Annotated in this window: 15 protein-coding genes; 6 read left to right on the top strand and 9 right to left on the bottom strand. The window is 74.5% G+C overall.

Annotated features, from left to right (window positions below; all coding sequences use genetic code 11):
* Positions 1–25: 25 nt before the first annotated feature.
* Both ABT078_RS26570 and ABT078_RS26565 read right to left on the bottom strand, forming a co-directional pair.
* The gene (locus ABT078_RS26570) at positions 26–2,164 is read right to left on the bottom strand and encodes a molybdopterin oxidoreductase family protein (RefSeq protein WP_351231897.1); all 2,139 of its coding nucleotides are present in this window, start codon (positions 2,162–2,164) and stop codon (positions 26–28) included.
* A gap of 195 nt (positions 2,165–2,359) precedes the next feature.
* On the bottom strand, positions 2,360–2,974 hold the full coding sequence (locus ABT078_RS26565; protein WP_502981336.1) for a SanA/YdcF family protein: 615 nt from the start codon (positions 2,972–2,974) through the stop codon (positions 2,360–2,362).
* Between the two features lie 425 nt (positions 2,975–3,399).
* Between ABT078_RS26565 and ABT078_RS26560 the strand changes: the two genes are divergently transcribed.
* On the top strand, positions 3,400–4,104 hold the full coding sequence (locus ABT078_RS26560; protein WP_351231893.1) for a hypothetical protein: 705 nt from the start codon (positions 3,400–3,402) through the stop codon (positions 4,102–4,104).
* A gap of 348 nt (positions 4,105–4,452) precedes the next feature.
* Here the strand turns inward: ABT078_RS26560 and ABT078_RS26555 are convergent, their stop codons facing one another.
* Genes ABT078_RS26555 through ABT078_RS26535 form a run of 5 tightly spaced genes read right to left on the bottom strand, consistent with a single transcriptional unit; the run spans position 4,453 to position 17,029 of the window.
* Positions 4,453–6,387 carry a hypothetical protein gene (locus ABT078_RS26555; protein WP_351231891.1) on the bottom strand — a complete coding sequence of 645 codons (1,935 nt, stop codon included), beginning with the start codon at positions 6,385–6,387 and terminating at the stop codon, positions 4,453–4,455.
* Positions 6,384–9,920, bottom strand: a complete 3,537-nt coding sequence (locus tag ABT078_RS26550) for a DUF5682 family protein (RefSeq protein ID WP_351231889.1) — start codon at positions 9,918–9,920, stop codon at positions 6,384–6,386. The genes ABT078_RS26555 and ABT078_RS26550 overlap by 4 nt, the downstream gene beginning before the upstream one ends.
* Positions 9,907–11,043 (bottom strand): ATP-binding protein, encoded by a 1,137-nt coding sequence (locus ABT078_RS26545; protein WP_351231887.1) that lies wholly within the window; start codon positions 11,041–11,043, stop codon positions 9,907–9,909. Before ABT078_RS26545 ends, ABT078_RS26550 begins: the two co-directional genes overlap by 14 nt.
* A complete protein-coding gene (locus tag ABT078_RS26540; protein ID WP_351231885.1) occupies positions 11,040–16,115 on the bottom strand; it encodes a hypothetical protein in 5,076 nt (1,691 codons plus the stop codon). The genes ABT078_RS26545 and ABT078_RS26540 overlap by 4 nt, the downstream gene beginning before the upstream one ends.
* 14 nt (positions 16,116–16,129) lie before the next feature.
* Positions 16,130–17,029: a DUF4132 domain-containing protein gene (locus ABT078_RS26535; RefSeq protein WP_351231883.1), complete on the bottom strand. Its 900-nt coding sequence runs from the start codon at positions 17,027–17,029 to the stop codon at positions 16,130–16,132.
* A 173-nt stretch (positions 17,030–17,202) separates the two neighbouring features.
* Between ABT078_RS26535 and ABT078_RS26530 the strand changes: the two genes are divergently transcribed.
* The 4 genes from ABT078_RS26530 (at position 17,203) to dnaG (ending at position 23,004) form a co-directional block, all read left to right on the top strand.
* Positions 17,203–18,225 carry a sirohydrochlorin chelatase gene (locus ABT078_RS26530; protein WP_351231881.1) on the top strand — a complete coding sequence of 341 codons (1,023 nt, stop codon included), beginning with the start codon at positions 17,203–17,205 and terminating at the stop codon, positions 18,223–18,225.
* A 36-nt stretch (positions 18,226–18,261) separates the two neighbouring features.
* The gene (locus tag ABT078_RS26525) at positions 18,262–19,587 is read left to right on the top strand and encodes a deoxyguanosinetriphosphate triphosphohydrolase (RefSeq protein ID WP_351231879.1); all 1,326 of its coding nucleotides are present in this window, start codon (positions 18,262–18,264) and stop codon (positions 19,585–19,587) included.
* Positions 19,588–19,821: 234 nt separating this feature from the next.
* Positions 19,822–21,090 carry an NAD(P)/FAD-dependent oxidoreductase gene (locus ABT078_RS26520; protein WP_351231877.1) on the top strand — a complete coding sequence of 423 codons (1,269 nt, stop codon included), beginning with the start codon at positions 19,822–19,824 and terminating at the stop codon, positions 21,088–21,090.
* Between the two features lie 9 nt (positions 21,091–21,099).
* Positions 21,100–23,004, top strand: a complete 1,905-nt coding sequence (gene dnaG, locus ABT078_RS26515; protein WP_351231875.1) for a DNA primase — start codon at positions 21,100–21,102, stop codon at positions 23,002–23,004.
* 1 nt (position 23,005) lies between these two features.
* On the opposite strand, the gene ABT078_RS26510 is transcribed toward dnaG, so the two are convergent.
* The gene (locus ABT078_RS26510) at positions 23,006–23,335 is read right to left on the bottom strand and encodes a hypothetical protein (protein ID WP_351231873.1); all 330 of its coding nucleotides are present in this window, start codon (positions 23,333–23,335) and stop codon (positions 23,006–23,008) included.
* Between the two features lie 69 nt (positions 23,336–23,404).
* Here ABT078_RS26510 and ABT078_RS26505 point away from each other — a divergent pair, with 69 nt between their 5' ends.
* Positions 23,405–24,655, top strand: a complete 1,251-nt coding sequence (locus tag ABT078_RS26505) for an RNA polymerase sigma factor (RefSeq protein WP_351231871.1) — start codon at positions 23,405–23,407, stop codon at positions 24,653–24,655.
* A gap of 4 nt (positions 24,656–24,659) precedes the next feature.
* Here the strand turns inward: ABT078_RS26505 and ABT078_RS42825 are convergent, their stop codons facing one another.
* Positions 24,660–25,109 (bottom strand): glycine zipper domain-containing protein, encoded by a 450-nt coding sequence (locus tag ABT078_RS42825; protein ID WP_502981332.1) that lies wholly within the window; start codon positions 25,107–25,109, stop codon positions 24,660–24,662.
* Between the last annotated feature and the right edge of the window lie 53 nt (positions 25,110–25,162).

Below are 25,162 nucleotides of genomic sequence, written 5' to 3'. Positions count from 1 at the left end.
CCGGTGATCGAGGACGGGCACGCCGTCAGCCGCCATCCACGTGCTCCAGGTGCTCCACCCGCTCCAGGCGCACCGCGCACACCTTGAACTCCGGCATCCGCGACACCGGGTCGAGCGCCGGATTGGTCAGGGTGTTCGCCCGCCCGTCGCCCGCCCAGTGGAACGGCATGAACACCGTGTCCGGCCGGATCCCGTCCGTCACCCGCGCGGGCGCCACCGCCCGCCCCCGCCGCGACACCACCGCGACCGGCTCGCCGTCCGCCACCCCCACCCGCGCCGCGAGCTGCGGATGGAGTTCGACGAACGGCCCCGGCGCGGCGGCGTTCAGCTCGGCGACCCGGCGGGTCTGCGCCCCGGACTGGTACTGGGCCACGACCCGCCCGGTCGTCAGCACGACGGGGAACTCGGCGTCGGTCTCCTCCCCGGCCTCCCGGTGGACGACGGCCACGAACCGCGCCCGCCCGTCCGGCGTCGCGAACCGGTCCTGGAACAGCCGCGGGGTCCCCGGATGCGGCTCCCCGGCGGAACCGCCCGCCTCCGGGCACGGCCAGAAGACGCCGTTCTCCTCCTCCAACCGCCGGTAGCTGATGCCCGCGTAGTCGGCAGCACCGCCCGCCGAGGCCCGCCGCAGTTCCCCGAAGACCTCCTCCGGGTCCGTCGGGAACCCCTTCTCGTGCCCCAGCAGCCCGGCCAGCCCGTGCAGGACCTCCAGATCGCTCCGTACCTCCTCCGGGGGCGTGATCGCGCGCCGCCGCAGCAGCACACGGCCCTCCAGATTCGTCATGGTCCCCGTCTCCTCCGCCCACTGGGTCACGGGGAACACCACGTCCGCCAGCGCCGCCGTCTCCGACAGCACCACGTCCGCGACGGCGAGGAAGTCGAGCGCGCGGATCCGCTCCTCCACGTGCGCGGCGCGCGGCGCGGACACCACCGGGTTGGACCCCATCAGCAGCAGGGCCTTCACGTCCCGGCCCAGCGCGTCGAGGAGTTCGTAGGCGCTGCGCCCCGGTCCTGGCAGTGCGTCGGGGTCGACGCCCCACACCCCCGCCACATGCGCGCGCGCCGCGGGATCGTCGAGTCTGCGGTAGCCGGGCAGCTGGTCGGCCTTCTGGCCGTGCTCGCGCCCGCCCTGCCCGTTGCCCTGCCCGGTGAGACATCCGTAACCGGAGAGCGGCCTGCCCGCGTTCCCCGTCGCGAGGGCGAGGTTGATCCAGGCGCCGACCGTGTCCGTCCCCTTCGACTGCTGCTCGGGCCCGCGCGCCGTGAGCACCATCGCGGCCGGCACGTCGCAGAACATGCCCACCGCGGCGCGCAGTTGGGGCACCCCGACGCCGGTGATCCGCTCGACGAGCTCCGGCCAGTGGGCCATCGCGGCCGCCCTGGCCTCCTCCCAGCCCGTCGTGCGCGCCCGGATGAACTCCTCGTCCGTACGCCCCTGCGCCACCACCAGGTGCAGCAGCCCCAGCGCGAGCGCGAGATCGGTGCCGGGGCGCGGCGCGAGATGGAGATCGGCCTGCTCGGCCGTCTTCGTACGGCGCGGGTCGACGACGATCAGCCGGCCGCCGTTCTCCTTCAGCTCCGTGAGATAGCGCAGCGCCGGTGGCATCGTCTCGGCGAGATTGGAGCCGACGAGGATGACGCACCCCGTGCGTGGAATGTCCTCCAGCGGGAACGGCAGACCCCGGTCGAGACCGAAGGCCTTGTTGTGCGCGGCTGCCGCCGACGACATGCAGAACCGGCCGTTGTAGTCGATCTGCGAGGTGCCGAGCACGACGCGGGCGAACTTCCCGAGCGCGTAGGCCTTCTCGTTCGTCAGTCCGCCGCCGCCGAACACCCCGACGGCGTCCGCGCCGTGCGCCGCACGGGTTCCCCGGAGCCCGTCGGCGGTCGCGCGGAGGGCCTCCTCCCAGGTGGCCGGTTCGAGCCTGCCTGTGGCGGGGCGTCGGACCAGGGGCCCGGTCAGCCGTGCCTGGGAGGAGAGCACCGCGGGTGCCGTACGTCCCTTGCCGCACAGGGCGCCCCGGTTCACGGGGAAGTCGTCGCGCTCGACGACCTCGACCGTGGCCCCGGATCCACGCAGGTTCATGCCGCACTGCAGCGAGCAGTAGGGGCAGTGCGTGGGCACGAGCGCGGGGGTGGGGGCGGAGGCCGTTGCGTGGGACATGGCACTCAGCGTGCGTCGCCCGTGTTACGTCGGGGGGAGCGTCGCATTACGGCTCCGGTACGCGGCGCTCCGCCCGGCCCGGGCCCTACGGTGAGCTGTTTGCGGCGCTGCTCGCGGAGCCGGCCAGGACGCGGCGGCGGTCTGCACCGGCGTGGCGGCGGTCAGGGTGTGGAGGGGGCCAGGGTGTGGAGGGGGTTACGTCGCGGCCGAGGCCAGTGCCTCCGTGACGCCCTGCTCCTGCTGCCCCAGGAACCGCGGGTCCGGCTCGAACGCGACGTCCAGCGCCGCCTTGCCCGCCGCGAACATCTCCCGCGCCCCGCCGTAGTACCAGGTCGCGTCGTGCGGCTCGGCGACCCCGACACCGTACGACTCGACGCCTGCCTCGTCGCACAGCGCGATCGCCCGCTTGATGTGGAAGCCCTGCGTCACCAGCACCGCCCGGTCGACCCCGAAGATCTTCTTGGCGCGGACGCACGAGTCCCAGGTGTCGAAGCCCGCGTAGTCGCTGACGATCCGGCCGTCCGGGACGCCCCGCTCGGTGAGGTACGCGCGCATGGCGTCCGGCTCGTCGTACTCGACCCGGCTGTTGTCCCCGCTCACGAGCACGACCTTGACCTTGCCGGTCCGGTACAGCTCCGCGGCCGCGTCGAGCCGGTGCGCGAGGTACGGAGTCGGGCGGCCCTTCCACAGCCCGGCGCCGAAGACGACGGCGACGTCGCGCGCGGGCACGTCGGCGACCGTGCGGATACGGCTGTCGGCGACCGCGTGCATCCATGTCGCCGGTGCCAGGGCGAGCACGCACCCGAGCATCGCGGCCTGCACGGCGCGCCGCTGCCCGCGCCGGCTGCGCGGCAGGAGCGAAAACGTCCGCGGCTTCCGCACCGTCCGCGGCTTCCGCACCGTACGCAGCTTCCGCACGGTCGGCGGTATCCGCAGCTCCGGCCGCTTCGGCCGCTTGGGCTTGCGCAGCTTCCGCATCGATGAGACCCCCTGGTCCGCTGGTTGTGCCCCGACTCACCTGATCCGACGCTGCGGTGGGCGGAACGGTTCAGCACATCACGCGGATGTGATCAAGGGAACTGCTCCCGTCGATCCGGACGCGCTGCGTCCCTCTTCGAGGGGCAATGCCGTGGTGCGGGCACCTGCCGCGGACAGCCGGAATCCTCACTTGTCCGGACGGGACCGGTCTGTCGATGTGGTCCAACTCCGGCCGGGGGGTGGGGCATCATTGGCCCATGATCGCTGCGTCTGCACGGAACAATGCCGAATGGTGCGACGCCATGTGCCGCGCGCACGGGATCCCGGGGGTGTTCGGCGAACGGGCCTGGACCAGCGAGCAGCGCACCCCGCCGCTGTACCCGGACGCCGTGACCCTGTCACCGTACGCCACCGCCCGCGAGGTACTGGACGGGATCGATCGCACGGCGCCCGGCTGCTCCGTCAAGGACAGCTTCGGGCGCCTCGATCTGTCGGCCGACGGCTTCGATGTGCTCTTCGAGGCCCGCTGGATCCATCGCCCGGCCACCCTCGCGGCCCCCGTCACCCCGGACGACGTCACCTGGCGACCGGTCCGCACGGCAGGCAGCCTGGCCGCGTGGGAGGAGGCGTGGTCCGGCGGCGACGAGAGCCTGGCCGGCCTCTTCCGCGCCGAACTGCTCGCCGACCGTGCGACCACGGTCCTCGTCGGCACGGCGGACGGCGGAACGCGTACGGTCGCCGGGGCGGTCGTGAGCCGTAGCGACTCCGTCATCGGCGTCTCCAACGTCTTCAGCGTCGACGACGCCGACCTGGAGCGGGCCTGGTCCGGCTGCCTCGGGACCGTCGCCAGGTTCTGGCCGGGCATTCCCGTCGTCGGCTACGAGCACGGGGACTCGCTCGAAGCGGCGAGCAGACAGGGCTGTGTTCCGGGCCCGGCGCTGCGCGTCTGGCTGGCGAGCTGACACCGGGCCTGGACCCATCACGGTGCTCGAGGCCGGGGCCCGGCCCAGGGCCTGCCGTCCGCGGGCTGTCGGGAGGGGACCCGGCCGACGCGCGAGCCTGCGCTGCGCGGGCTTCTCCCCCTCCCGGCCCTCCCCTTCCCGGACCGGGGGCTCGCCCCGGACGCCGTTCGCGAGGGTGCCGCCCCTGAAGCCCCGCTCCTGCCCACTGCTCGACCGGGCCCACCGCTCGACCGGCCCACCGCTCGGTACCGGCACGGCCGGGGCCGGGGACGTGCCCCCCGTCCGGGAAGTGGGGACGGAAGGGCCGGCCGCAGGCGCCGCCCTCTCGCCGCCGGTCGCCCTCACGGGCTATGCCGGCCGCGAGGGCGACCACGCCGACAGGAGCAGGGACTTCGTCGCCGCCGAGACGTAGAGCGACGCCGAGAGCCACGCCTCGGCAAAGGCCTCCGGGTCCGCCGGAAGGAGGCGGCCCAGCGCATCGTGGCGGCGGGCCGCCGCCGAGGCCAGGAGGGCGTCCGCGCAGGCCGCGCCCGTGGCCAGGCCCACCGCGCGGAGCCGGCGCGGGAGTTCGGCGTCGGCCGAGGCCGCGGTGACGGGGCGGCCGCCCGCGACCGTACGGTCCACCGCGCGGCGCAGGAGGTCCAGCTCGACCGGGAGCTCGGGCGGGGCCGCGAGCGGCGCCCTGTCCGGGACCGCCTCGGGTATGTGGGAGCGGTTCAGCCGGCGCAGGCCCAGGTCCGCGCGGACCGCCTCGCCGTCGTGCCCGGTCCAGGCGGCCGCCAGTGCCCGCACCGCGCCGGGCCGGTCGGGCGCGAGCCGCGCGATCAGCCGGAGCGGCGTGCCGGGCCGTGCGGCGAGCAGCCGCAGATTCTCCGCGTACGGCAGCTCCGCCCGCTCGTCGGGGGCGAGCAGCAGGACCGTCGGCCCGCCCGTCACCGCGAACCCCGCTCTGGTGACGGTCCCGTCGAGGAACAGCAGGTCACCGCCCGCCGACCGGGATTCCACCGGTGCCGTGGACCAGTCCAGCGCGGCGGCCAGCTGCTCCACGGGCGGCCGCGCCCACAGCGCGGCGAGCGGTGCGTCGTGCCACCCCGCGCCCGCCGCCCGTACCGAGCGGACCCGGCCGCCCCCTCCGATCCTGCCGTCCGCCGAGACCGTCGGCGAGGTCAGGATCACTCCGGCGCCGTCCCCCAACTCCCGCAGGGGCAGGGCGCATCCGCCGGGTACGGGTGACCCGGACGCCTGGGCGGCACGTTCCGGTCCGCCGGGCGCGACGTCCGAGAGGGTGCGGAGGCTGCCGTCGGCGGCGAGGGCGTAGGTGGTCGCCCCGGCGTAACCCGACGCCGTGACCACGGGCTCAGTGAACAGTCCGTAGAGCCGCAGCGGCCCCGACGGCCGGTACGCCCGCCGCGCCGGGGTGCGGGCGAGCCCCGGCTGTCGTACGAGGCCGAGCAACTCGGCCAGATCGGCGGAGAGTTCGGTCAGCCGGAACGCGGGATCGCCGGAACGTGCCTCCCCGAGCCGGCGCGCGATCCGTACGGCGCCGCCGGCGGGCAGCGTCAGCCCTGCCAGCCGCGCCGAGTGCGCGGCGCGCAGCAACTCGCCCCGCACGACGGCCCCCGCGCCCGCGACGCCGTCGAGCAGGACGCGCGTACCGGCGCGGGCGAGGGCGTCCAGGGCGGACGGCTCCCCGTCGGGCTGCCGGCCGCCGGGAGCGGGCGCTGCACCGGCGGCTGCGGCACCGTGCGCACCGCCCCGACCGTCCGCCGGCCCCGCCGCGGCGGGTACCTCTTCGCGCACGCCGGACCCGGACCCGGACTCGGACGCGGTATCGGACTCGGACGCGGTATCGGACCCGGACCCGGTATCGGACCCGGACCCGGACCCGGTGTCAGCCCCGGCCTCGGTGTCAGCCCCGGCCTCGGTGTCGGCACCGGGCACAGGATCATCCGCCAGTGGGCAGAGCGTCAGCACCGCCGCCCGGTGCACGCACGCCGGAGCCAGCAGGCAGTTGCACACCGCGTCGTCCGCCCTGGCCACGATCCCTGCCGTGATCCGCAGGGTCACCGCCGTGTCGTCGGCCACCCGCACGACGACAGCCTGGCCGTCCCCGACGTCCCCGCCGTTCGGTGACGCCGGCTCCACCGGCCAGTGCGCGGCCTTCGCCACCGCCCCGTCCACGCGTTTGCGCAGCCGGGCAGGGAGCGGATCGAGCGCCGTGGCCGCGACCGCCGCGGCCACCGGCGGGAGCGGCGGGACCACCGGACCGGATGCAGCCGTCACCGGTGTGCACCTCCCACACGTTCGCCGACCCAGCGGGCCAGCTCCATCGGACTCAACGCGGCGACCGGCATACCCGCCGCCGCCAACTGCCCCGCCACGCCCGTCGAATACCTCGGCCGGCCCTCGTCGTCGAGCGAGGCGCAGCCCAGCACATGGCAGCCCGCGTCGACGAGCGCCCGCACTTCCGTGAGCAGCGGACCGAGGGGGCCGCCCTCCTCGAAGTCGCTGACCAGCACCGTGAGCGTGCGCGACGGGACCGTCACGAGCCCGCGGGCGTGGCGCAGGCCGCGCGCGATGCTCGTACCGCCGCCGACCCGGACCTCCAGCAGCAGGCCGAGCGGATCGTCGACATGGTCGGTGAGGTCGACGACCTCCGTGGAGAACGCCACGAAGTGCGTGCTGAGCGTGGGCACTCCGGCCAGCACGGACGCGGTGAGCGCCGACCAGATCGTGGAGGCCTCCATGGACCCCGAGACGTCGACGACGAGGATCAGCCGCCAGTCCGCCGCCTTGCGGGCGCGAGTGCGGAAGACGGGCCGCTCGGGGAGGACGGTCACCGCTCCCGTGTCCGGGTCGCGGCGGGCGGTCGCCAGGTTGGCCCGCAGCGTGCGCTGCAGGTCGAGCGGGCCGCCGGGGCGCCGCGTGGGCCTCGGATGCGCGAGGCCGGTCAGCGCGGGGCGCATCCGGTTCGCCAGCGCGTCGGTCAACTCCCGCACGAGCCGGGCCACCAGGGGCCGGAGGCGGGCGAGCTGCTGCTCGGGCAGGCCGCCCGCGTACGACAGGACTGTGCGCAGCAGCTCCACGGACGGGCGGGCCGCGGCGGGGTCCAGCTCCAGCGCGGCGTCCAGCCGCCCGGCCCCTGCCGCCGCGGCCAGCACTTCGTCGCGCACGCCGGGCCCGAACAGTGCTGCCAGCTCCTCGGACCACTCCCGCACCCCGGGATACGCCGCCTCGCTCCCGCCACCGGGCCCGCTGCGCGCCCCTTCACCGCGCCCGTGCCCGTACAGCTCGTCGAGCGCGGCGCCGATGCGTGCGGCCGCCGCACCCAGCTCCCGTCCCTGCCGGGGCCCCTGGCCCAGCACCAGCCGCCATCGCTCCCCGGCGCCGAGCCCTGCCGTCATGGCCACCGCCCGTGCGGGCGGTCTCCCGGCAGCCGCGTCGGTGTGCCGCCCGCCCGGTCGGACGGGGGCGGCGCCCGCCGGGCGGACGGTGGGGAGCAGCCCACGCGCCATCAGTGCCTCGCGCGCCGACAGGTCCGCCTCCGCCAGGCGGGCCAGGGCCGCGGGGTCGGACACCGTCCCCGGCAAGGAGCCGGCGGAGCCGCCCACACGGTCCTCCACCGCCGCCAGCACACGGGAGCGGGCCGCGGGCGAGAGGGCGTCGAAGCCTGCGCGGAGGGCCGGCAGGCGGTCCAGGAAGGCCCGGTCGGTCAGGGCCTCCACCCGCTCCAGCAACGGGTCCAGCGCGCGGCCCGTCTCCAGGAGAGGACCCGCGGCGAGGAGGGTGCCGCGGAGGAATTCGCCGAGGTCCAGGCGCAGCTCCGCCGTGGACGCGGCGTCGGCGCGGGAGGCCAGCCGCGTCCCGAACTCCACGGCGTCCCGCTGCCCCAGCAGCACCCTCGCCGCGCCTGCCGCGCCGCGGATCAGTGGAGTGGCGCCCGCGTCGAGCCGGGCGAGCGCGTCGGCCAGTCGCAGCCCGCCGCCCACCGACGCGGCCTGGCCCGCGAGGAAGACCACGGCGCGGGCGTCCTCCGGGTCGGTGGACCCGGCGAGGCCGTCGAGGGCGCGCACGCCTGCCGCGGCGAGCTCCTCGTACGCCGCGCCGACCGCCTCCTTCTCCCAGCCCGCCGGCAGACCGACCACGTGCCCGGAGCGGATCCGGTCCAACAGGCCGAGCCCGGCGAGCAGTTCGGGAAGCGTCCCGGCCGCCGGCAGCAGCTCGGCCGCCTCCGCCAGCCGCTCGGCGGCGAGCTCGGGCAGCGCGCAGCGCGCAGCTCCCTCCAGGCCGGCGAGGGCCTCGGCCGCGGTCGGTCCGCCCGCGCGCCGCTCGGCGGCACGCCGTTGCCGCAGCATGCCGGCGGCGGCCTGGGCGGGTGTCACCCCGTGCACCCCGGCCACGTCCAGCATCGCCGCGGTCGAGGGGCTCCATGCCGCCGACCACCGTGTGCTCAGCGCGGCCGCCTCGCCGACTGCGGCGACCTCGGTGTCCTCCCCGTACGGCACCCGGCACACGGCAAGCCTGCGCAGCAGGATCTCGCGCCGCCGGTCGAGATCGCCCCGGTGCGGATCGAGGCGGAGCTCACGCCGCTCGGGCGCCGTCGGCCCGGGCAGCGACAGCTCGGCGAGCAGCGCCTCCACGGCAGGCCCGAGCCCCGAACGCGGCGTCCCCGGGGCCAACCGCCCCTGCCGCCGCCCGATCAGCACCTCTTCCATCGCCCCGGCCACCACCCGGCCGCGCCCGAACAGCTGCCCCTGCGTCAGCACGGTCTGCGCCGCCTCGGCGAGCTCTCCGCGCCCCGCCACCGGCAGCCCCCGCAGGGCGGCCAGATCCCGTGCGACCCGCACCACCTCGCGTGCGTCGGCGGGCCCGCTGGGGTGCCCGGCGCTTCGTACTGCGGCGCAGATCCGCACGGCCGTCGAGACCAGCAGCTCGTCCGTCCGCGCCGTGTCGCCGCCCGTCAGGAACACCCCGCGCTGCCACTCGGGGTCGCGGATGCCCGCGGGATAGCCGGAACGCTCGTCGAGCAGCGCATACGAATACGGCACGAGCGATGTCACGACCCCGCCCGATGTCCCCGCACGGCCGTCCGGCGCGCCGTGCTCGCCGGGCCGGGGACCGCCGGCCGGGGCGACCGCGCCCGGCAGCAGCGCGGGTGCGTGGAAGGCGCCCACGACCGCCGCCGCGCGCCGGCCCCGGTGCGCGGTCAGTCTGCGCCGCATATGGGCCTCGCGCCGCAGGTCGTACGGATCGACCCGGCCGCTGTCGGCCCGCAGTGCCCAGCCCACCAGCAGCGCTGCCCGTCGCAGTGCCCCGGGCGCGGCGCCGGGCGCGGCGGATTCGACGAGCCGCTCCCACAGGTCGTCCCCGTCCCGCCCGCCGGCCCGCGCCCGCAACGCGGCTGCCAGGCCGCGGGGCGGCGGCTGCGGTCCGTCACGCTCGTCACCCCGGTCCCGGTCCCGCTCCGCCAGCGGCAGATCGAACGGGATGACCTCCACGCCCGCCTCGCGCGCCCAGCGGACCGCCGCCAGCTCCGGCGAGAACTCCGCGAAGGGAAGGAACACCAGCCCGCCCCCGTCCGGGGCGCTCCCGGCCAGGGCCACCGGCGGCACCGTCCCCGGGTCGGCCAGATGCTCCAGCCACGGCGCGAACTCCTCCGGCAGCTCGACGAACAGCACCTCGGGCGCCGCCTCCGCCAGCATCGCCGGGACCGCCGCCGCGAGCGCGGGGGAGTGGTGCCGCACCCCGATCAGGTACGGCGCCGCGCACCCCGCGAGCTCCGCCAGCGCCTCGTCGGGCTCTTCAGGCGAGCTCATCGCGCAGCTCCCACAAGGTCCGCCACAGCGGCGCCCCGCCCTCCGCGCGGCGTCGCACCGGACCGTCCCAGTAACCGAGCAGCCGTGCGTGGTCGGCCGGATCGTCCTTGCGGACGGTGCCGAGGAGATGACCGGGCAGCGTCCGGACGACATCGCGGCCGTCGCCCAGATAAGCCGCGCCGAGCCCCATCGACGTGGCCACCTGCACGGCTTCCGCGGTGGACATGACCGTCGACGGCCGCTCCACCTCCCAGCCCTCGGCACTCCGCCCGGTGCGCAGGTCGCGGAACGCCGTCACCAGCGCCTCCAGCACCGCGTCGTCGACCCCGAACTCCGCCCCGGAGCGCGCCAGGGCCGCCGTGGCCTGGCCGCGCACCAGCTCCGTCTCCGCGTCGAGGTCGTCGATCGGGCCGACCGTCTCGAAGTTGAAGCGCCGCTTCAGCGCCGCGGACATCTCGGAGACGCCCCTGTCGCGCAGGTTGGCCGTGGCGATGAGGGTGAAGCCGGGCACGGCGTGCACGACGCCGTCGTCGCCGTCCGCCAGTTCGGGCACGGACATGCGCCGTTCGGACAGCAGCGACACCAGCGAGTCCTGCACCTCCGGGAGGCAGCGGGTGACCTCCTCGACCCGGGCGACCGCGCCGCGCACCATCGCCGTCAGTACGGGTGAGGGCACCAGGGCCTCGCGCCTGGGCCCCTTGGCCAGGAGCATCGCGTAGTTCCAGCCGTACCGGAGCTGGTCCTCCGTGGTGCCCGCGGTGCCCTGCACCGTGAGCGTGCTGGTGCCGCTCACGGCGGCGGCCAGCAGCTCCGACAGCATCGACTTGGCCGTGCCGGGCTCGCCGACCAGCAGCAGGCCCCGTTCACCGGCCAGGGTCACGACACACCGCTCGACCAGGGCCCGCTCGCCGACGAACTTCCGTGACACCACCAGCCGTTCGCCGCCCGGCGCCGCCAGCTCCTCGCCGCCGGAACCGCACACGAACAGCACCACGGCGCGCGGCGTCAGCCGCCACCCCGGCGGCCGCGGTCCCTCGTCGTAGGCCGCGAGGAACGCCAGCTCCACCGCGTACCGGTCCTCCGGCAGCTCCACCTGCCGCGTCCCGCCCGTCACCATCGTCATCGCCTGCCTCCCCGGCCGCCCCGGCCCCGGAACTCCTCGAACCCGGGCGCATCGCCCGACACCACCCGCTGCCACGCCGTCGCGTAGAGCTCCGCGACCGGACGGTCCGGCACGACGAAGCCCCCCAGATCCCATGGCAGCAGCGCCGTCTTCCAGCTCTCGGCGGGCAGCCGCGGCGTCTTCTGCTCCACCCAGCCGCCCGGCAGGTAGAGCGACCGGCCCGCGCGGGCGCGCTTGGCCTCCACCACCAGGTCGGTGGCGGCCAGTTCGACGCGGGCCTTCTTCAGCCGGGCCGGTTTCCAGCCAGTCCACTCCGCCACATTGCGGTCGGTCGGATCGGGCAGGGCGAGCAGCATCAGATAGAGCGCTGCCGCGTCCTCGGTGAGCCCGAACCGGCCGGCCGCCTCCGCGACCAGTTCCGGAACGGACAGCAGCGGGTCCTGCTGTGCTCCGGCCGGCCCGTCGGCGCACACCAGCGCGGCGAACTCCTCACTGAGCAGGGTTCGCAGCGCCCTCAGCGGAAGGGTCTCGCCCGAGATCGCCGCCAGCAGGTCGAGCGCCTGGCGGCCGGGGCCGCCGCCCGTCCCCGCGGCCTCGGCGAGCAGCGTCGCCGGACGCACCCACACCGACTCCCACTCCGACCGGTACGGCATCGGCGCCAGCACCAGCGTCTCCGAGACCTCGACCAGCCCGTCCTTGCCGCCGCCGACTCCGGCCGGCAGCCCGAAGGCCTCCCGCAAGCGCACCGACGTGGCATTGCCCTCGGTGTCGGAGCCCACGCCGAGGTCGAGCAGCAGCGCGGGGTCGGCGAGCCGCTCCTTCAGCGTCCGCAGCGTCACCGGCAGGATCCGACGGAGCGGATCGCCGAACGGCAGCCGGTACGCCAGCCAGCGCAGCATCGACACATACGCCTGGAGCGTGGGCCCGGTGAGCAGGTCCAGCGGTTCCACCGCGTACAGCCCCTGGCGGTCGTCGCCAGGACGCTGCTCGGTGCGGCCGGTGAGCTCGCGCTGCTGCTCCGGATTCAGTACGGCGTCGAGTATCCGGCCGGGACCGATCTCCGTCACCGCGTGCTTGATCAGCGCGGCGGGCGCGACCCGCCGCTTGCCGCGCGCGGCGATCCAGGCGTCCGTCAGCGGGGCCAGGTCGAAGCCCTTGGTCCACAGCTCCGCCACCCGCTCGGGATCCTGGGGCACCAGCAGCCCGCAGAACGCCTGTCGTTCGGCCGGCCTGAATTCCTGGAAGGTGCCGCGGGCGGCCTGTGCCTCGGTGCTGCTCGCGCCCAGCGGCGCCAGCCGCTCGGAGGAGGGCAGGCCCTCGCGTCCGTATCCGTCGATCCCGGTCAGGCCGAGCATCAGCCAGGCCGCGGTGACCGGCGTGATCCCGACGGACTCGGCGAACTGCTGTGCCTGCTCGGGCCGGTACGGCAGCGGCCCGCGCTCCCGCACCAGCTCCACGAGCCGGGCGATCGACGCGGCGCGCGCGGGATCCTGCGGCGCGCCCAGGACCTCGGCGCCGGTGAGCGTGAACTCGTCCCAGGCGCCGAAAGCTCCTGCCGGGTCGTACTCGATGCCGTTCCAGAACGCGAACTGGTCGTCCACGCGCCGGCAGGACACGATCACCAGCCTGCGGGCCCCCGAGTGACGCACTTCTCCCATGAGCTGGAGGTTGTGATGGGGCGGAGCGCTGCTCCTCCTCGCCGTTCGCAGCTCCACCGTGCGCAGGCGGCCGCGCGGGTCGGCGAGCACCACATCACCGCCCTCCGTGCGCACCGCCAGGACCTCGTCGAGGAAGTCCAGAAGAGCCGTCCGCTGCTCCTCGACGGTGTCCGGCGCCGCGGCCCGCAGCGCCAGCGCGGCCATTCCGGCGCCGGGGAACGTCAGCCATGCCACGCTCGTCCCGGACAGCTCGGCCTTCTCGGCGGCCGCGCCGGGCGCCAGCACCCGCGCCAGTGCCCAGAGCTGGTCGACGGCCGTCGACTCGTCGCGCTGCGCGGGGTAGTAGCCGTAGTAGTGCCGCGAACCGGCCAGGCCGCCCAGGGCGGCCCGCAGCAACCCGTCCGGGACCTTCCGCTCGCGGAGCTCCGAGGCCGCCGGCCCGCGGCCCTTCGCGGCACGCTCCGCCAGCACACGGATGCGCTTGACGTGCCGCGCCGACTCCTCGACGAGTCCGGCGACACCCGCCACGAGACCGGGGTGGCCGATGCCCGGCAGCAGGCGTCGCACCGCCTCCTCGGGCTTCGCGCCCTCCGCGACCGCCGCGAGCAGCGCCTCGGCGTCCGCGTCGGTGACCGCGCGCAGCACGGCGGAGCCCTGCTCGTCGCGCGCCCGCAGGGCGTGCCAATACGCCACGTTCGTCACGAACGGGGTGCCCGCGGCGTACGGAACGCCCCGGTTGCCGTCCTCCAGCCTGGCCAGGCAGACGCCTTCCGCGTCGTACAGGGCGACCCCCGCGGTGTGGCTGCGCAGCTCGCGTGGATGCAGCGCCGCGCCCCCGGGGAGCCGCAGCGGCGGCAGGGGGATCTCGTCGGGGAAGTCGATCCTGGCGTTCCGGGGCAGGGGCACCGCCGGGCTGCGGCCGCCGTCCACCGAACACGCCGTGAGGGTGCGCTCCTTCTCGTCGTACCGCACCCACCAGCCGAGCAGCCCGTCCTTGGTGCCGAACGGCGAGGACTCGAGGCCGGGCTGCACCGGAAGGAGCCGGCAGGCGGACGCCAGCAGCCGGCCGCCGCCGCCCTCCGCGAGCGCCGAGTCGAAGAACGCGGGCAGCGACACCCGGCCGCGGCGGGCCGACTCCGGGTCGTACTCCCACCACTCGCCGTCGTGGAGCACCCACAGCGAGATGCCGTCGGAGGCGACGGACCGCCGCTCCTCGGCGAAGGAGGTGTCGCCCGCGTGGACCGGCCGGCCGCCGAAGCAGCGGCTGCCGTCGGGCAGCTCCAGCGAGGTCGCGCGGTACGCGGTCCAGTAGTCGCGGAGGTCGCCCGAGGGCTTGAACGGCTCATTGGGGCGGCCCGACCAGACCGCGCGCCGGTCGTCCCCGTGACCGTTGGCGATGAGCCACTGGCCGCCGACATAGCGGATCGTGGGCTGGTCCCAGTAGCGCGTCGAGGACGAAGGAAGAGTCAGCGTGCGCTGGTCCAGGATGCTGTCCGGGCCGACCGCGGCGACCCGCAGCCTGAGCCGGACCAGCAGGGCCGGCCAGGCGCCCGCCTGCTGGTACCACTCGTCGGACAGATAGCCGTACCGCTGGGTGGACGCCTGCGGATTGGGCTTGCCGAGCCCGGGGAGTGCCTCCTCGAGCGCGGGCCAGCCCAGCTCGTCGAAGATGCCGGCGCGCAGCGTGCGCGCGAGGGCGGGTGCGGGGGACACGGAGACGATACGGTCGACCGCCTCGGGCGCGGCTGCCAGCACGGACGGTGAGGAGAACCTGGAGAGCCGCTTCAACTGGCTGTCCAGCTCCGGCAGTCCGAAAGGCCGCTCCAGCTCGTCGGCCCGGTCGGCGATCCAGCCCGCCAGTACCGTGCGCAACGCGGGAAGCTCCACCACCCGGCGCAGCTTCTCCGTGGCGTCTCCCTCGCCCGCGAGGCGTTCCACAGCGGCCCGCAGCAGCGACGAGAACCGCGGGTCGGCGCAGACCGCCGCCAGGTCCCGGCGGCCCTCACTCTCGTCGGAGAGCCAGGCGCCGAGCTCGAAGGTCTCCATCTCGTCCGTCGGGTCCTCGACCGGAACCCCGAGCGCCAGGCAGGTGTCCAGCAGGTCGAAGTCCACGACGGTCGCCCAGCCGCGTCCGCCCAGCAGCCGCACCGGAGTGCCGTCCGCGATCAGCCGGTCCGCCAGCCTCTCCAGCAGGGCCAGTTCGGCGACGATCCGCGTCCAGCCGCGCCAACTGCGCCGGCGGTGCCCGGCCCACGCCGACAGCCACTCGGCCGCCGGGACCGTGCCGTCGAGCAGCAGTTCGAACGCGCCGCACCGGTCCAGCAGGGCAAGCCACTCGGCCTCGAACTCCCCCGGACGCTCCGCCCCGGTGACCGGCAGCAGCGCCAGCAGCCGCTTCCGTACGGCCTCGTCCTCGGCCGCGAGCGTGGCAAGTGACGACAGCGCCGACTTCCAGAAGCTGCCCGCCGCGCGGGATATCGCGCCCGTGTGGATGATGTCCGCGAGCAGGGCCCGCTCCTCGGCGGGGGCGTCGAACTTCGCGGCCTTCGCGAGCCGCCGCAGGTCCTCCAGCATCCCCGCGTACGGCGCGAGTCCGGCCGCGCAACGCTCCCGCGACACGGCGCCGAACTGGGCGTACGCCTCGGCCGGCGAGAGGCGCGCGGCCAGCGCCTTGGCGTATTCGCGCAGTGCCTTGCCGCTGAGTGCGCCCGCGCCGGCGAACTCCAGGAACACCTCTCGCAACCGCACCTCGTCGACCGCCAGCGCATGCCGCTGCTCGGCGGCCCGTGCCTTGCCGAAGAACACCGAGGCGTGCTGCCGCGACTCGACGGCCAGGAAGAGCCGTGCCACCTGCTCGTAGAACGTGGGCAGGAAGTGCGGAACGGAACGGTCGAGCCGCTCCCCGATCTCGTCGAAGCCCTCCTTGGCGAGCCCGGGCTTGGTGCCGACGAGCCGCGCGAGGCGCTCCATCTCCTTGACGACGGCGAGCGCGTGATGCCCGTTCTCCGGGTCGTGGACCAGCGCCCAAGCGGGGAAACCGAGCGACTGCCGCTTCACATGCCCCACCGGCTCCGGCTCCGCCGCGGCGCCGAACCCCAGATACTCCAGCGAGAGATCCTCGGCGGGTCCGATCGCCTCCGGCACCAGCCGTACGACCGTGCGGTCCTCGAGCACGGGATGCCCGTACGCCCGGGCGGTCAGCACATCCCCTGGGGACGCACCGCCGACGGGGGCGTCCGCGTCGGGGGTACCCGACGCGCCCGTGTCCAGCGGCTTCGCAGCGGCGTCCGTCGAGCTCGCCGCGCCGGTCAGCGGCAGCACGGCCCCCGCGTCCAGCAGCGCGTCCCTCATGCCCGAGGCCGACTCCGGCCTCGTCCCCGGCCCCAACTCCGACTCCGTACCTTCGTTGTTCACCGTGCCCCCCTCGGTCACAGAAGTGCCCCCTTGTCGCTCTCGTCGCCCTCGACGACCCGGCCCGCGTACACCAGCGCGGCCATCCGCTCGCCCTCCGACCAGGCGACCGGGCCCACTTCGGACAGCCGCAGCCGCCGGCCCGTACGGTCCCGCCACTCCAGCGGGCCCGTCAGGGCCTCCGCCTCGGGATAGTCGTCGCCCACCCAGAACGCCGCCTCGATCTGGCGGCCGTCCTCGACCAGGGGGCATATGGCCTCCCCGCCCCGCACCCGGTAGCCCAGCGACACCGCACGGGCGGTGGCATGCCGCAGCTCCGCGAACTTGCCGTGCTCATAGGTCCGCACGAACTCGCCGGCCGGCGCCTCCGGTCGGCGCCACACCTCACGGAACAGCTGCTCCAGCCCCTGCTCGACGCCGAGCTCGGCCGCGAACTCCCGCAGGTCCTCCAACTCGTCCAGAAGCAGCACCGGATGCGGCACCAGCACCGTCCGCACCCCCTGCGCCGCGCCCAGCCGCACCGAGTCACCGTCCAGGTCGACGACGCCGAGCCCCCGCTGCGGATCGGCGTCCCGCAGAAACCCGGCCCGCGCCACATCGGCCGAACCGTCCGCCGCGACCGGAGCGACCACCAGGTCGCGCAGCGCGCCCTGCCACGCCGCGTCCGGCCACACCCGGGCCAGCAGGTCCACCGGCACCGGCAGCGACCGCACCAGCCAGGTGTCCACCTGCTCCCGGCACTCCCGCTCGTGCCGCTCCAGCCACTCGGCGAGCTGCCGCAGCCGGACGACTTCCGCGTCCTCCCGCAGCTTCGCCGGCACCTGCTTCAGCGTGCGCCCCGCGGCATTCCGGCACAGCACCCGCGTGCCGTCCAGCGTGACGGCATAACCGCCGCTCTCCGTCTCGATCCAGCCCATGGCGAGACCCCCTCCCCGGCCTTCCGGTTCCGGCTTCGACTCCGACGCGAACCCGGTGACGATCACAGTAGGTGAGGGCTCTGACAGCGCCGCGGGCGAGCCGGTGAGGCTGTGGAAAACACCCGTCACCCCGGCGCAACGACGTGGCAACCTCCGCCCGCCAGGATCGGTTCATGACGGAGTCGGCACACCCTCGCGAGTCCCTGGCCCCGAACACGCTGCCCCTCGACAGCACGACACAGCTGCTCACCCGCATCACCGCGCAGCTCGGGGCGCAGCTCAGTCATGTCCAGCTCAACGGAGGGCGCAGGCCCATGAACTCCTCCCGCACGAACGCCGAAGTCCCGTCCATACCGGGCCCCGGGCCCCATGCCGAACATGCCGGGACCCGGGAACCCGCCGCCCGCACCACCGCCCGGACCCTCGCCGCCGCCACCCTCACTCCCACCGCCCCGGCCCTCGTCGCCGTGGCCCACGGCAGCCGCGACCCGCGTGCCCTGCGCACCGTGACCCGGCTGCTCGACCGGGTACGAGAGCTGCGCCCCGGCCTCGACGTACGCGTCGGGCACATCGAGCTCGACGAACCGCTGCTCCCCGACACCCTCGCCGCCCTGACGGCCCACGGCGACCGCGAGGCCGTCCTCGTACCGCTGCTGCTCGGCCGCGGCCACCACGTGAAGCGGGACATCCCCGCAGCCGTCGCCGGCGCACCAGGGCTGTGCGCCAGGATCGCGCAGCCGCTCGGACCGCATCCGCTGCTCGTCGAGGCGCTGTACGCCCGGCTCGCCGAGGCCGGATGGCGCAGCGCGGACAACGGCAGCCGGAGTGCCGGCGTGGTGCTCGCCGCGGCAGGGTCGCGTGATCCCGAGTCGGCCGCCGGCGCCCGCCGGACCGCCGGAATGCTGAGCGAGCGCCTCGGCGGGGTACCCGTCGTCCCGGCGTACGCCTCCGCCCTCTCGCCCACCGTCTCCGACGCCGTGCGCGCGCTGGCGGCCAGGGGCCGGCATCGTATCGCCGTCGCCTCGTACTTCACCGCGCCCGGACGGTTCGCTTCGGCGGCGGCGGCCGCCGCCCCCTGGACCTCGGCCGACCCGCTCGGCGCGCACCCCGCGATGGCGCGGCTCGTGCTGCAGCGTTACGACGAGACGGCGGCCGGCCTCTCCCTCGCGAACCGGCGCCAACTGGTCACCGCCTGAGCGACGCCGTCGGTGTCTGCGGTTACCGTCAGGTGCATGGAAGGCACCACGACGGGCAGCACCCACCCCCACGACGACGGCGACGATCAGCGCTACGACGCCGGGGCCACCGCGCGCTGGGCCGCCGAGCCCGACAAACGCCCGGGCCGCACCGCCTTCCAGCGCGACCGCGCGCGCGTGCTGCACTCCGCGGCGCTCCGCCGTCTCGCCGGCAAGACCCAGGTGGTGACCCCCGGCTCGCGCAGCGCGGCCTGGGACCCGAGCCCGCGCACCCGCCTGACCCACTCTCTGGAGTGCGCCCAGGTCGGCCGTGAGCTGGGCGCCGCGCTCGGCTGCGACCCCGACCTGGTGGAGGCCGCGTGCCTCGCCCACGACATGGGCCATCCCCCCTTCGGACACAACGGCGAGCAGGCGCTCAACGACGTGGCCAAGGACTGCGGCGGCTTCGAGGGCAACGCCCAGTCCCTGCGGCTGCTCACCCGCATCGAGCCCAAGCGCTTCGTCCACTCCTCCGACACGGGCGAGCTGGTCAGCGTCGGCCTCAACCTCACCCGCGCGGTGCTCGACGCCGCGACCAAGTACCCCTGGGCGCGCGGCGGCCACCCCACCGATCCCGGCTCGCCGAAGTTCGGGGTCTACGAGGACGACCTCCCCGTGTTCGACTGGGTGAGGGAAGGCGCCCCCGCCCATCGGAAGTGCTTCGAGGCGCAGGTCATGGACTGGTCGGACGACGTGGCCTATTCGGTCCACGACTTCGAGGACGGCCTCCACGCCGGGCACATCGACCCGAATGCGCTGCTGTCCGAGCACGAGCGCCAGGAGATCTGGGCGGTGGCCATCGGCCGTTACGTGTCCGAGGACACCGATCCGCAGATGCTCGCCGACGCACTCGACCGGCTCGTCGACGAGGAGTGGTGGCCGCACGGCTACGACGGCTCGGCCGTCGCCCAGGCCCGCCTCAAGGACGCGACGAGCCAGCTGATCGGCCGGTTCTGCCTGGCTGCCGAGGGCGCGACCCGGCAGGCGTACGGCACCGGCCGGCTCACGCGGTACGCCGCCGAGCTGGTCGTCCCGGACGAGACCCACCTCGAGTGCGCGGTTCTCAAGGCGGTCGCCGACCGCTATGTCATGCAGCGCGCCGAGCAGGAGGCGCTCCGGGCCGAACAGCGCATCGTCGTCGCCGAGCTCGCCGACGCCCTGGTCAGCCGCGCACCGGAGGGCCTGGACCCGCAGTTCCGCGCACTGTACGAGGCAGCGGACGACGACCGTTCGCGCAAGCGGGTGATCGTCGACCAGATCGCCTCGCTCACGGACGCCTCGGCCCGCACGCTCCACGCCGGCCTGACATCGCCCCGGGGCTGAGCGCCGCGGGGCTGAGCGCGCCGGCGGCCGAGCGCGTCCGCCGAGTGCGTCCGCCGAGCGCCCGCGGCCGACCGCGCGGGCCGGGCCTGCCCGGTCAGACGGTGTGCGTCGCGAGATGGCCTGAACCGACACGCCCGCCGGGACACCCCCTCTTCCCCCATCACGCTCCGTGCGGGAGGCTCGCAGAAGGCGGCGTAGCGTGCAGTGGAAGCGGAAGCCAAGAGGAGGCATCAAGTGGTCGACGCGCATCGGACATTCGTCATCGTGGGCGGGGGACTCGCCGGGGCCAAGGCTGCGGAAACCCTCCGCGCCGAGGGATTCACCGGCAGGGTCATCCTGATCGGTGACGAACTCGACCACCCGTACGAACGCCCGCCGCTCTCGAAGGGCTATCTGACCGGCAAGGAGGAGCGGGAGAGCGCCTTCGTCCACGAGCCGGCCTGGTACGCCCAGCACGACGTCGAACTGCACCTCGGCCAGCCCGTCACCTCCGTCGACCGCGAGGGCCGGTCCGTACGCCTCGGCGACGGCACCACCGTCCGCTACGACAAGCTGCTGCTCGCCACCGGCTCCGAGCCCCGGCGCCTCGACATCCCGGGCACCGGCCTCGCGGGCGTCCACCACCTGCGCCGCCTGGCGCACGCCGACAGGCTGCGGCAGGTGCTCGCCGGTCTCGGCCGTGACAACGGCCATCTGGTGATCGCCGGAGCCGGCTGGATCGGTCTGGAGGTCGCGGCCGCCGCCCGTGGCTACGGCGCCGAGGTCACCGTCGTCGAGCCCGAGCCCACCCCGCTCCACCAGGTGATCGGCCCCGAGCTGGGCCAGATCTTCACCGACCTCCACCAGGAGCACGGCGTCCGCTTCCACTTCGGCGTCCGCCTCACCGAGATCATCGGCCAGGACGGCATGGTCCTCGCCGCCCGCACCGACGACGGCGAGGAGCACCCGGCCCACAGTGTCCTCGCCGCCATCGGCGCCGCCCCGCGCACCGGCCTCGCCGAAGCCGCCGGGCTCGCCCTCGTCGACCGTGCCCACGGCGGAGGCGTCGCCGTCGACGCCTCCCTGCGCACCTCCGACCCCGAGATCTACGCGGCCGGCGACGTCGCGGCCGTGCACCACCCGCTCCTCGACATCCGGCTCCGCGTCGAGCACTGGGCGAACGCGCTGAACGGCGGTCCCGCCGCCGCCCGCGCGATGCTCGGCCAGGAGGTCTCGTACGACCGGATCCCGTACTTCTTCTCCGACCAGTACGACCTCGGCATGGAGTACTCCGGCTGGGCGCCCCCCGGCTCGTACGACCAGGTCGTGCTCCGCGGAGACGTCGGCAAGCGGCAGTTCGTCGCCTTCTGGCTGAAGGACCGCATGGTTCTCGCCGGAATGAACGTCAATGTGTGGGACGTCACCGAGCCCATCCAGAAACTCATCCGTTCCGGCGCGCCCGTGGACGCCGAGGCCCTCGCCAACCCGGCCACTCCGCTCAGTGCTGTCACACCGGCCCCGTAGAATCGGTGCGTGGCAGGCAGGATCAACGATGACGACGTGAAGGCGGTACGGGACGCGGTCCCGATCGACTCCGTCGTGTCCGAATACCTCCAGCTGCGCAATGCGGGCGGTGGCAACCTCAAGGGCCTGTGCCCCTTCCACGACGAGAAGTCCCCCTCCTTCCAGGTGAGTCCGAGCAAGGGTCTCTTCCACTGCTTCGGCTGCCAGGAAGGCGGGGACACCCTCACCTTCGTGATGAAGGTCGACCACCTCTCCTTCTCCGAAGCGGTCGAGCGGCTCGCCGCGAAGGCCGGCATCACGCTGCGGTACGAGGAGGGCGGGTACAACCCGAGCCACCAGCGGGGCGAACGCATCCGCCTGGTCGAGGCCCACCAGATCGCGGCCCGGTTCTACGTCGAGCAGCTGGAGACCTCCGCGGAGGCCGAGATCGGCCGGAAGTTCCTCGCCGAGCGCGGCTTCGACCAGGCGGCGGCGCAGCACTTCGGCGTCGGCTACAGCCCTGCGGGCTGGGACCACCTCACCCGCTTTCTGCGCGGGAAGGGCTTCTCCGACAAGGAGCTCCTCCTGTCCGGGCTCTCCCAGGACGGCCGCCGCGGCCCCATCGACCGCTTCCGAGGCCGGTTGATGTGGCCCATTCGGGACATTTCCGGCGATGTCGTCGGCTTCGGTGCGCGAAGGCTCCGTGACGACGACAACGGCCCGAAGTATCTGAACACCCCCGATACGGCGATCTACAGGAAGTCCCAGGTGCTGTACGGCATCGACCTGGCGAAGAAGGAGATCGCCAAGTCCAGCCGGGCCGTGGTCGTCGAGGGCTACACGGACGTCATGGCCTGCCATCTCGCCGGCATCACGACGGCGATCGCGACCTGTGGCACCGCCTTCGGCACCGATCACATCAAGATCCTCCGCAGGCTGCTGATGGACAACGGCAGCGCGAAGGTGATCTTCACCTTCGACGGTGACGCGGCCGGCCAGAAGGCCGCACTGCGCGCTTTCGAGGACGACCAGAAGTTCGCCGCCGAGACCTTCATCGCCGTCGCGCCCGACGGCATGGACCCGTGCGAGCTGCGCCTGGCCAAGGGCGACGAGGCCGTGCGGGAGCTGGCCGAGCCGCGCAACCAGCTCTTCGAGTTCGCGATCCGGCACATCGTGAAGAACTACGACCTGGAGACCCCGGTCGGACGGGCCGCCGCGCTCGACGAGGCCGCGCCGATCGTCGCCCGGATCAAGAACAGCGCGTCCCAGCACGAGGTCGCCGTCCAGCTCGCGGGGCTCCTCGGCATCCTCGACACCCAGTTCGTGGTGAAGCGGGTCGCGCAGCTCGCGCGGTGGGCCAGGGAGCGCGGCGGCGGCCAGGGCCCGGCGCCCGCGCGCCAGGCGCCGGCGCACGACACCGCACGCCCCGCCGCGGGTCCGAGCGGCCCCGCGCTCAACCTCCGCAGCCCCGCCCACCGCACCGAGCGCGAGCTGCTGAAGCTCGCCCTCCAGTACCCGGAGCTGGTCTCCCCGGCCTTCGACGCGTACGGGGTCGACGAGTTCACCGCCCCGCCCTACGCCGCCGTGCGCCAGGCGATCGCCGACGCGGGCGGAGCGGAGCCGGGCGTGCCCGACGCGCCGTCCTACCTCGCCCGGGTCCGTGACGCGGCACCCGACGACACGGTCCGCGCGATGATCACCGAGCTCGCCGTGGAAGCGGTCCACGGCCGCACGATCGACGAGACCTACGCCGGCGACCAGCTCGTCCAGGTCCGCCTCCGCGCGGTCGACCGCCGCATCCGCGACGTCCAGGGAACCCTCGCCCGAGTCGGCGCCCACGGGGACCCGGAGCACCACGCGGCCGTGCAGAACGAGCTGTGGGTGCTGCAGCAGTACGGACAGTCGTTGCGGAGCAGGGGCGCGGAGGCGCTCTGACTCAGCGGCCGGCGAAGGTGGGCGCGAGAGCCGCGCGCAGCCGCTCGCGGTAGTCCCCGTACTCGTCGGCGAGGTGCGGACACTCGGCGCGGAAGCCCGCCCGTTCCCGCTCGCCGTCGGGATCCTCGAAGACGCTCAGCAGCACGGGGTTCGTGGCGTACCAGGCCGAGTCGTGGGCCTTGAAGATCTCCTCCAGGAGCTCGGCGCAGCGGGTACCGAATCTCGCGCCGCTCCCATGCGGTGCGCATGGCTCCACCCCCTGGAGCCGAGCGTCCCGGATGCCCGCGCCACCCCGCACCCGGATGAGGCAGCCCCGTAACCGCCCGGTCACGGACCGGACTCAAAAAGTCACCGCACGCCCCTCGTGGCAGAGATGTGTCGTACCCCACACTGGGGTGCGGTGCCTGAGTCCTCGGAGCGCGGCCGGTCCACCGGAGGTGGGCCACACACCCCCGCGGATCCGCTCATCGTGTACGGGACGGACAGCGGCCCGGCCGCCGCCCCCGTCCCGCTGCCGCCTGCCCCCGAACCGGCAGCGCCCACCCTGGAGGTCGCCACCGTGCAGACCCAGACCCTGACAGAAGCCGATACGGTCACGGCGGTTCCACCGCAGAGCCGGGCCGCGCACCACCCCGAGAACGAACCACCACCGCCGCCGGACGCCGAGGCGGTGCCGGAACTGTCCGAGGCGCCCGAACCGCCCGAGCCGCCGCGGGGCGGGCGCGCGGAGACCGGCAGCGGGCCCTCGTCCGACCTCTTCCGGCAGTACCTGCGTGAGATCGGCCGGATTCCGCTCCTCACCGCCGTCGAGGAAGTGGAGCTCGCCCGACGCGTCGAGGCCGGCCTGTTCGCCGAGGAGAAGCTCAAGCGCACCCCGGACCTCGATTCGCAGCTCGCCGTCGACCTCGACAAACTCGTCGTCATGGGCCGGATGGCCAAGCGCCGGCTCATCGAGGCCAACCTCCGCCTCGTCGTCTCCGTCGCCAAGCGGTACGTCGGCCGCGGGCTGACCATGCTCGACCTCGTCCAGGAGGGCAACCTCGGGCTGATCCGGGCCGTGGAGAAGTTCGACTACGCACGCGGCTACAAGTTCTCGACGTACGCGACCTGGTGGATCCGCCAGGCCATGTCGCGGGCCCTCGCCGACCAGGCCCGGACCATCCGGGTCCCGGTCCATGTCGTCGAGCTCATCAACCGCGTCGTGCGCGTCCAGCGCCGCATGCTGCAGGAGCGCGGCTACGAGCCGACCGCCGAAGAGGTCGCCGCCCAGCTCGACCTGGCGCCCGAGCGGGTAGGCGAAGTCCTGCGCCTCGCCCAGGAGCCGGTGTCGCTGCACGCGCCCGTCGGCGAGGAGGACGATGTCGCGCTCGGCGACCTCATAGAGGACGGCGACGCCGCATCGCCCGTCGAGTCCGCGGCGTTCCTGCTGCTCCGTGAGCACCTGGAAGCGGTGCTCTCCACGCTCGGCGAGCGCGAGCGCAAGGTGGTCCAGCTCCGGTACGGACTGGCCGACGGGCGGCCCCGCACCCTGGAGGAGATCGGACGGATCTTCGGCGTGACACGCGAACGCATCCGCCAGATCGAGTCCAAGACCCTCAACAAGCTGCGGGACCACGCCTTCGCCGACCAGCTGCGCGGCTATCTGGACTGACCGCTCATCCGGGCCGACCGGCTGTCTGGACTGACTGCCCATCCGGACCCACCGATCGGCGGGACCGGCCGCTCATCCGGGCCGACCGGCTGTCTGGACTGACTGCCCATCCGGACCCACCGGCCCGCGGGACCGGCCGCTCATCCGGGCCGACCGGCTGTCTGGACTGACTGCCCATCCGGACCCACCGGCCCGCGGGACCGGCCGTCCAGCGGTTCCGGCCGTCGTCGGGGGAGTCCGTGGGCGGGGCGGTCCGCCCCTCCCGTTCCGTCCGTGCGTCGATGCTCGCACCCACGGCGACGCCGAGGGCCGTCCCGATCGTGATGCCCGCCGCCAGGTTGTCCGTCGACAGCCCGAAGGCGACTCCGAAGGACATGCCCAGCGAGATCCCCAGCCCCGTCGCCTGGCGGCCGCCCGTCCGACCGCCCTCCTCGTGCCCCGCGCCCTTCCCCATGGTCCCGGCCCTCCCCGTTGTCCCCGCCGTTGCCTCACCGTGGCCCGTCGACC

This window comes from Streptomyces sp. NPDC002133 (assembly GCF_040296405.1).
GTDB lineage: Bacteria > Actinomycetota > Actinomycetes > Streptomycetales > Streptomycetaceae > Streptomyces.
The sequence above is the reverse complement of the archived record's forward strand: the minus strand, read 5'-3'. Positions and strand labels throughout refer to the sequence as shown.

Bases quoted from the DNA above. Each gene is read 5' to 3' on its own strand.
- ABT078_RS26570 (WP_351231897.1), bottom strand. From the start codon at position 2,164: ATGTCCCACGCAACGGCCTCCGCCCCCACCCCCGCGCTCGTGCCCACG.
- ABT078_RS26565 (WP_502981336.1), bottom strand. From the start codon at position 2,974: ATGCTCGGGTGCGTGCTCGCCCTGGCACCGGCGACATGGATGCACGCG.
- ABT078_RS26560 (WP_351231893.1), top strand. From the start codon at position 3,400: ATGATCGCTGCGTCTGCACGGAACAATGCCGAATGGTGCGACGCCATG.
- ABT078_RS26550 (WP_351231889.1), bottom strand. From the start codon at position 9,920: ATGAGCTCGCCTGAAGAGCCCGACGAGGCGCTGGCGGAGCTCGCGGGG.
- ABT078_RS26545 (WP_351231887.1), bottom strand. From the start codon at position 11,043: ATGACGATGGTGACGGGCGGGACGCGGCAGGTGGAGCTGCCGGAGGAC.
- ABT078_RS26535 (WP_351231883.1), bottom strand. From the start codon at position 17,029: ATGGGCTGGATCGAGACGGAGAGCGGCGGTTATGCCGTCACGCTGGAC.
- ABT078_RS26530 (WP_351231881.1), top strand. From the start codon at position 17,203: ATGACGGAGTCGGCACACCCTCGCGAGTCCCTGGCCCCGAACACGCTG.
- ABT078_RS26525 (WP_351231879.1), top strand. From the start codon at position 18,262: ATGGAAGGCACCACGACGGGCAGCACCCACCCCCACGACGACGGCGAC.
- ABT078_RS42825 (WP_502981332.1), bottom strand. From the start codon at position 25,109: ATGGGGAAGGGCGCGGGGCACGAGGAGGGCGGTCGGACGGGCGGCCGC.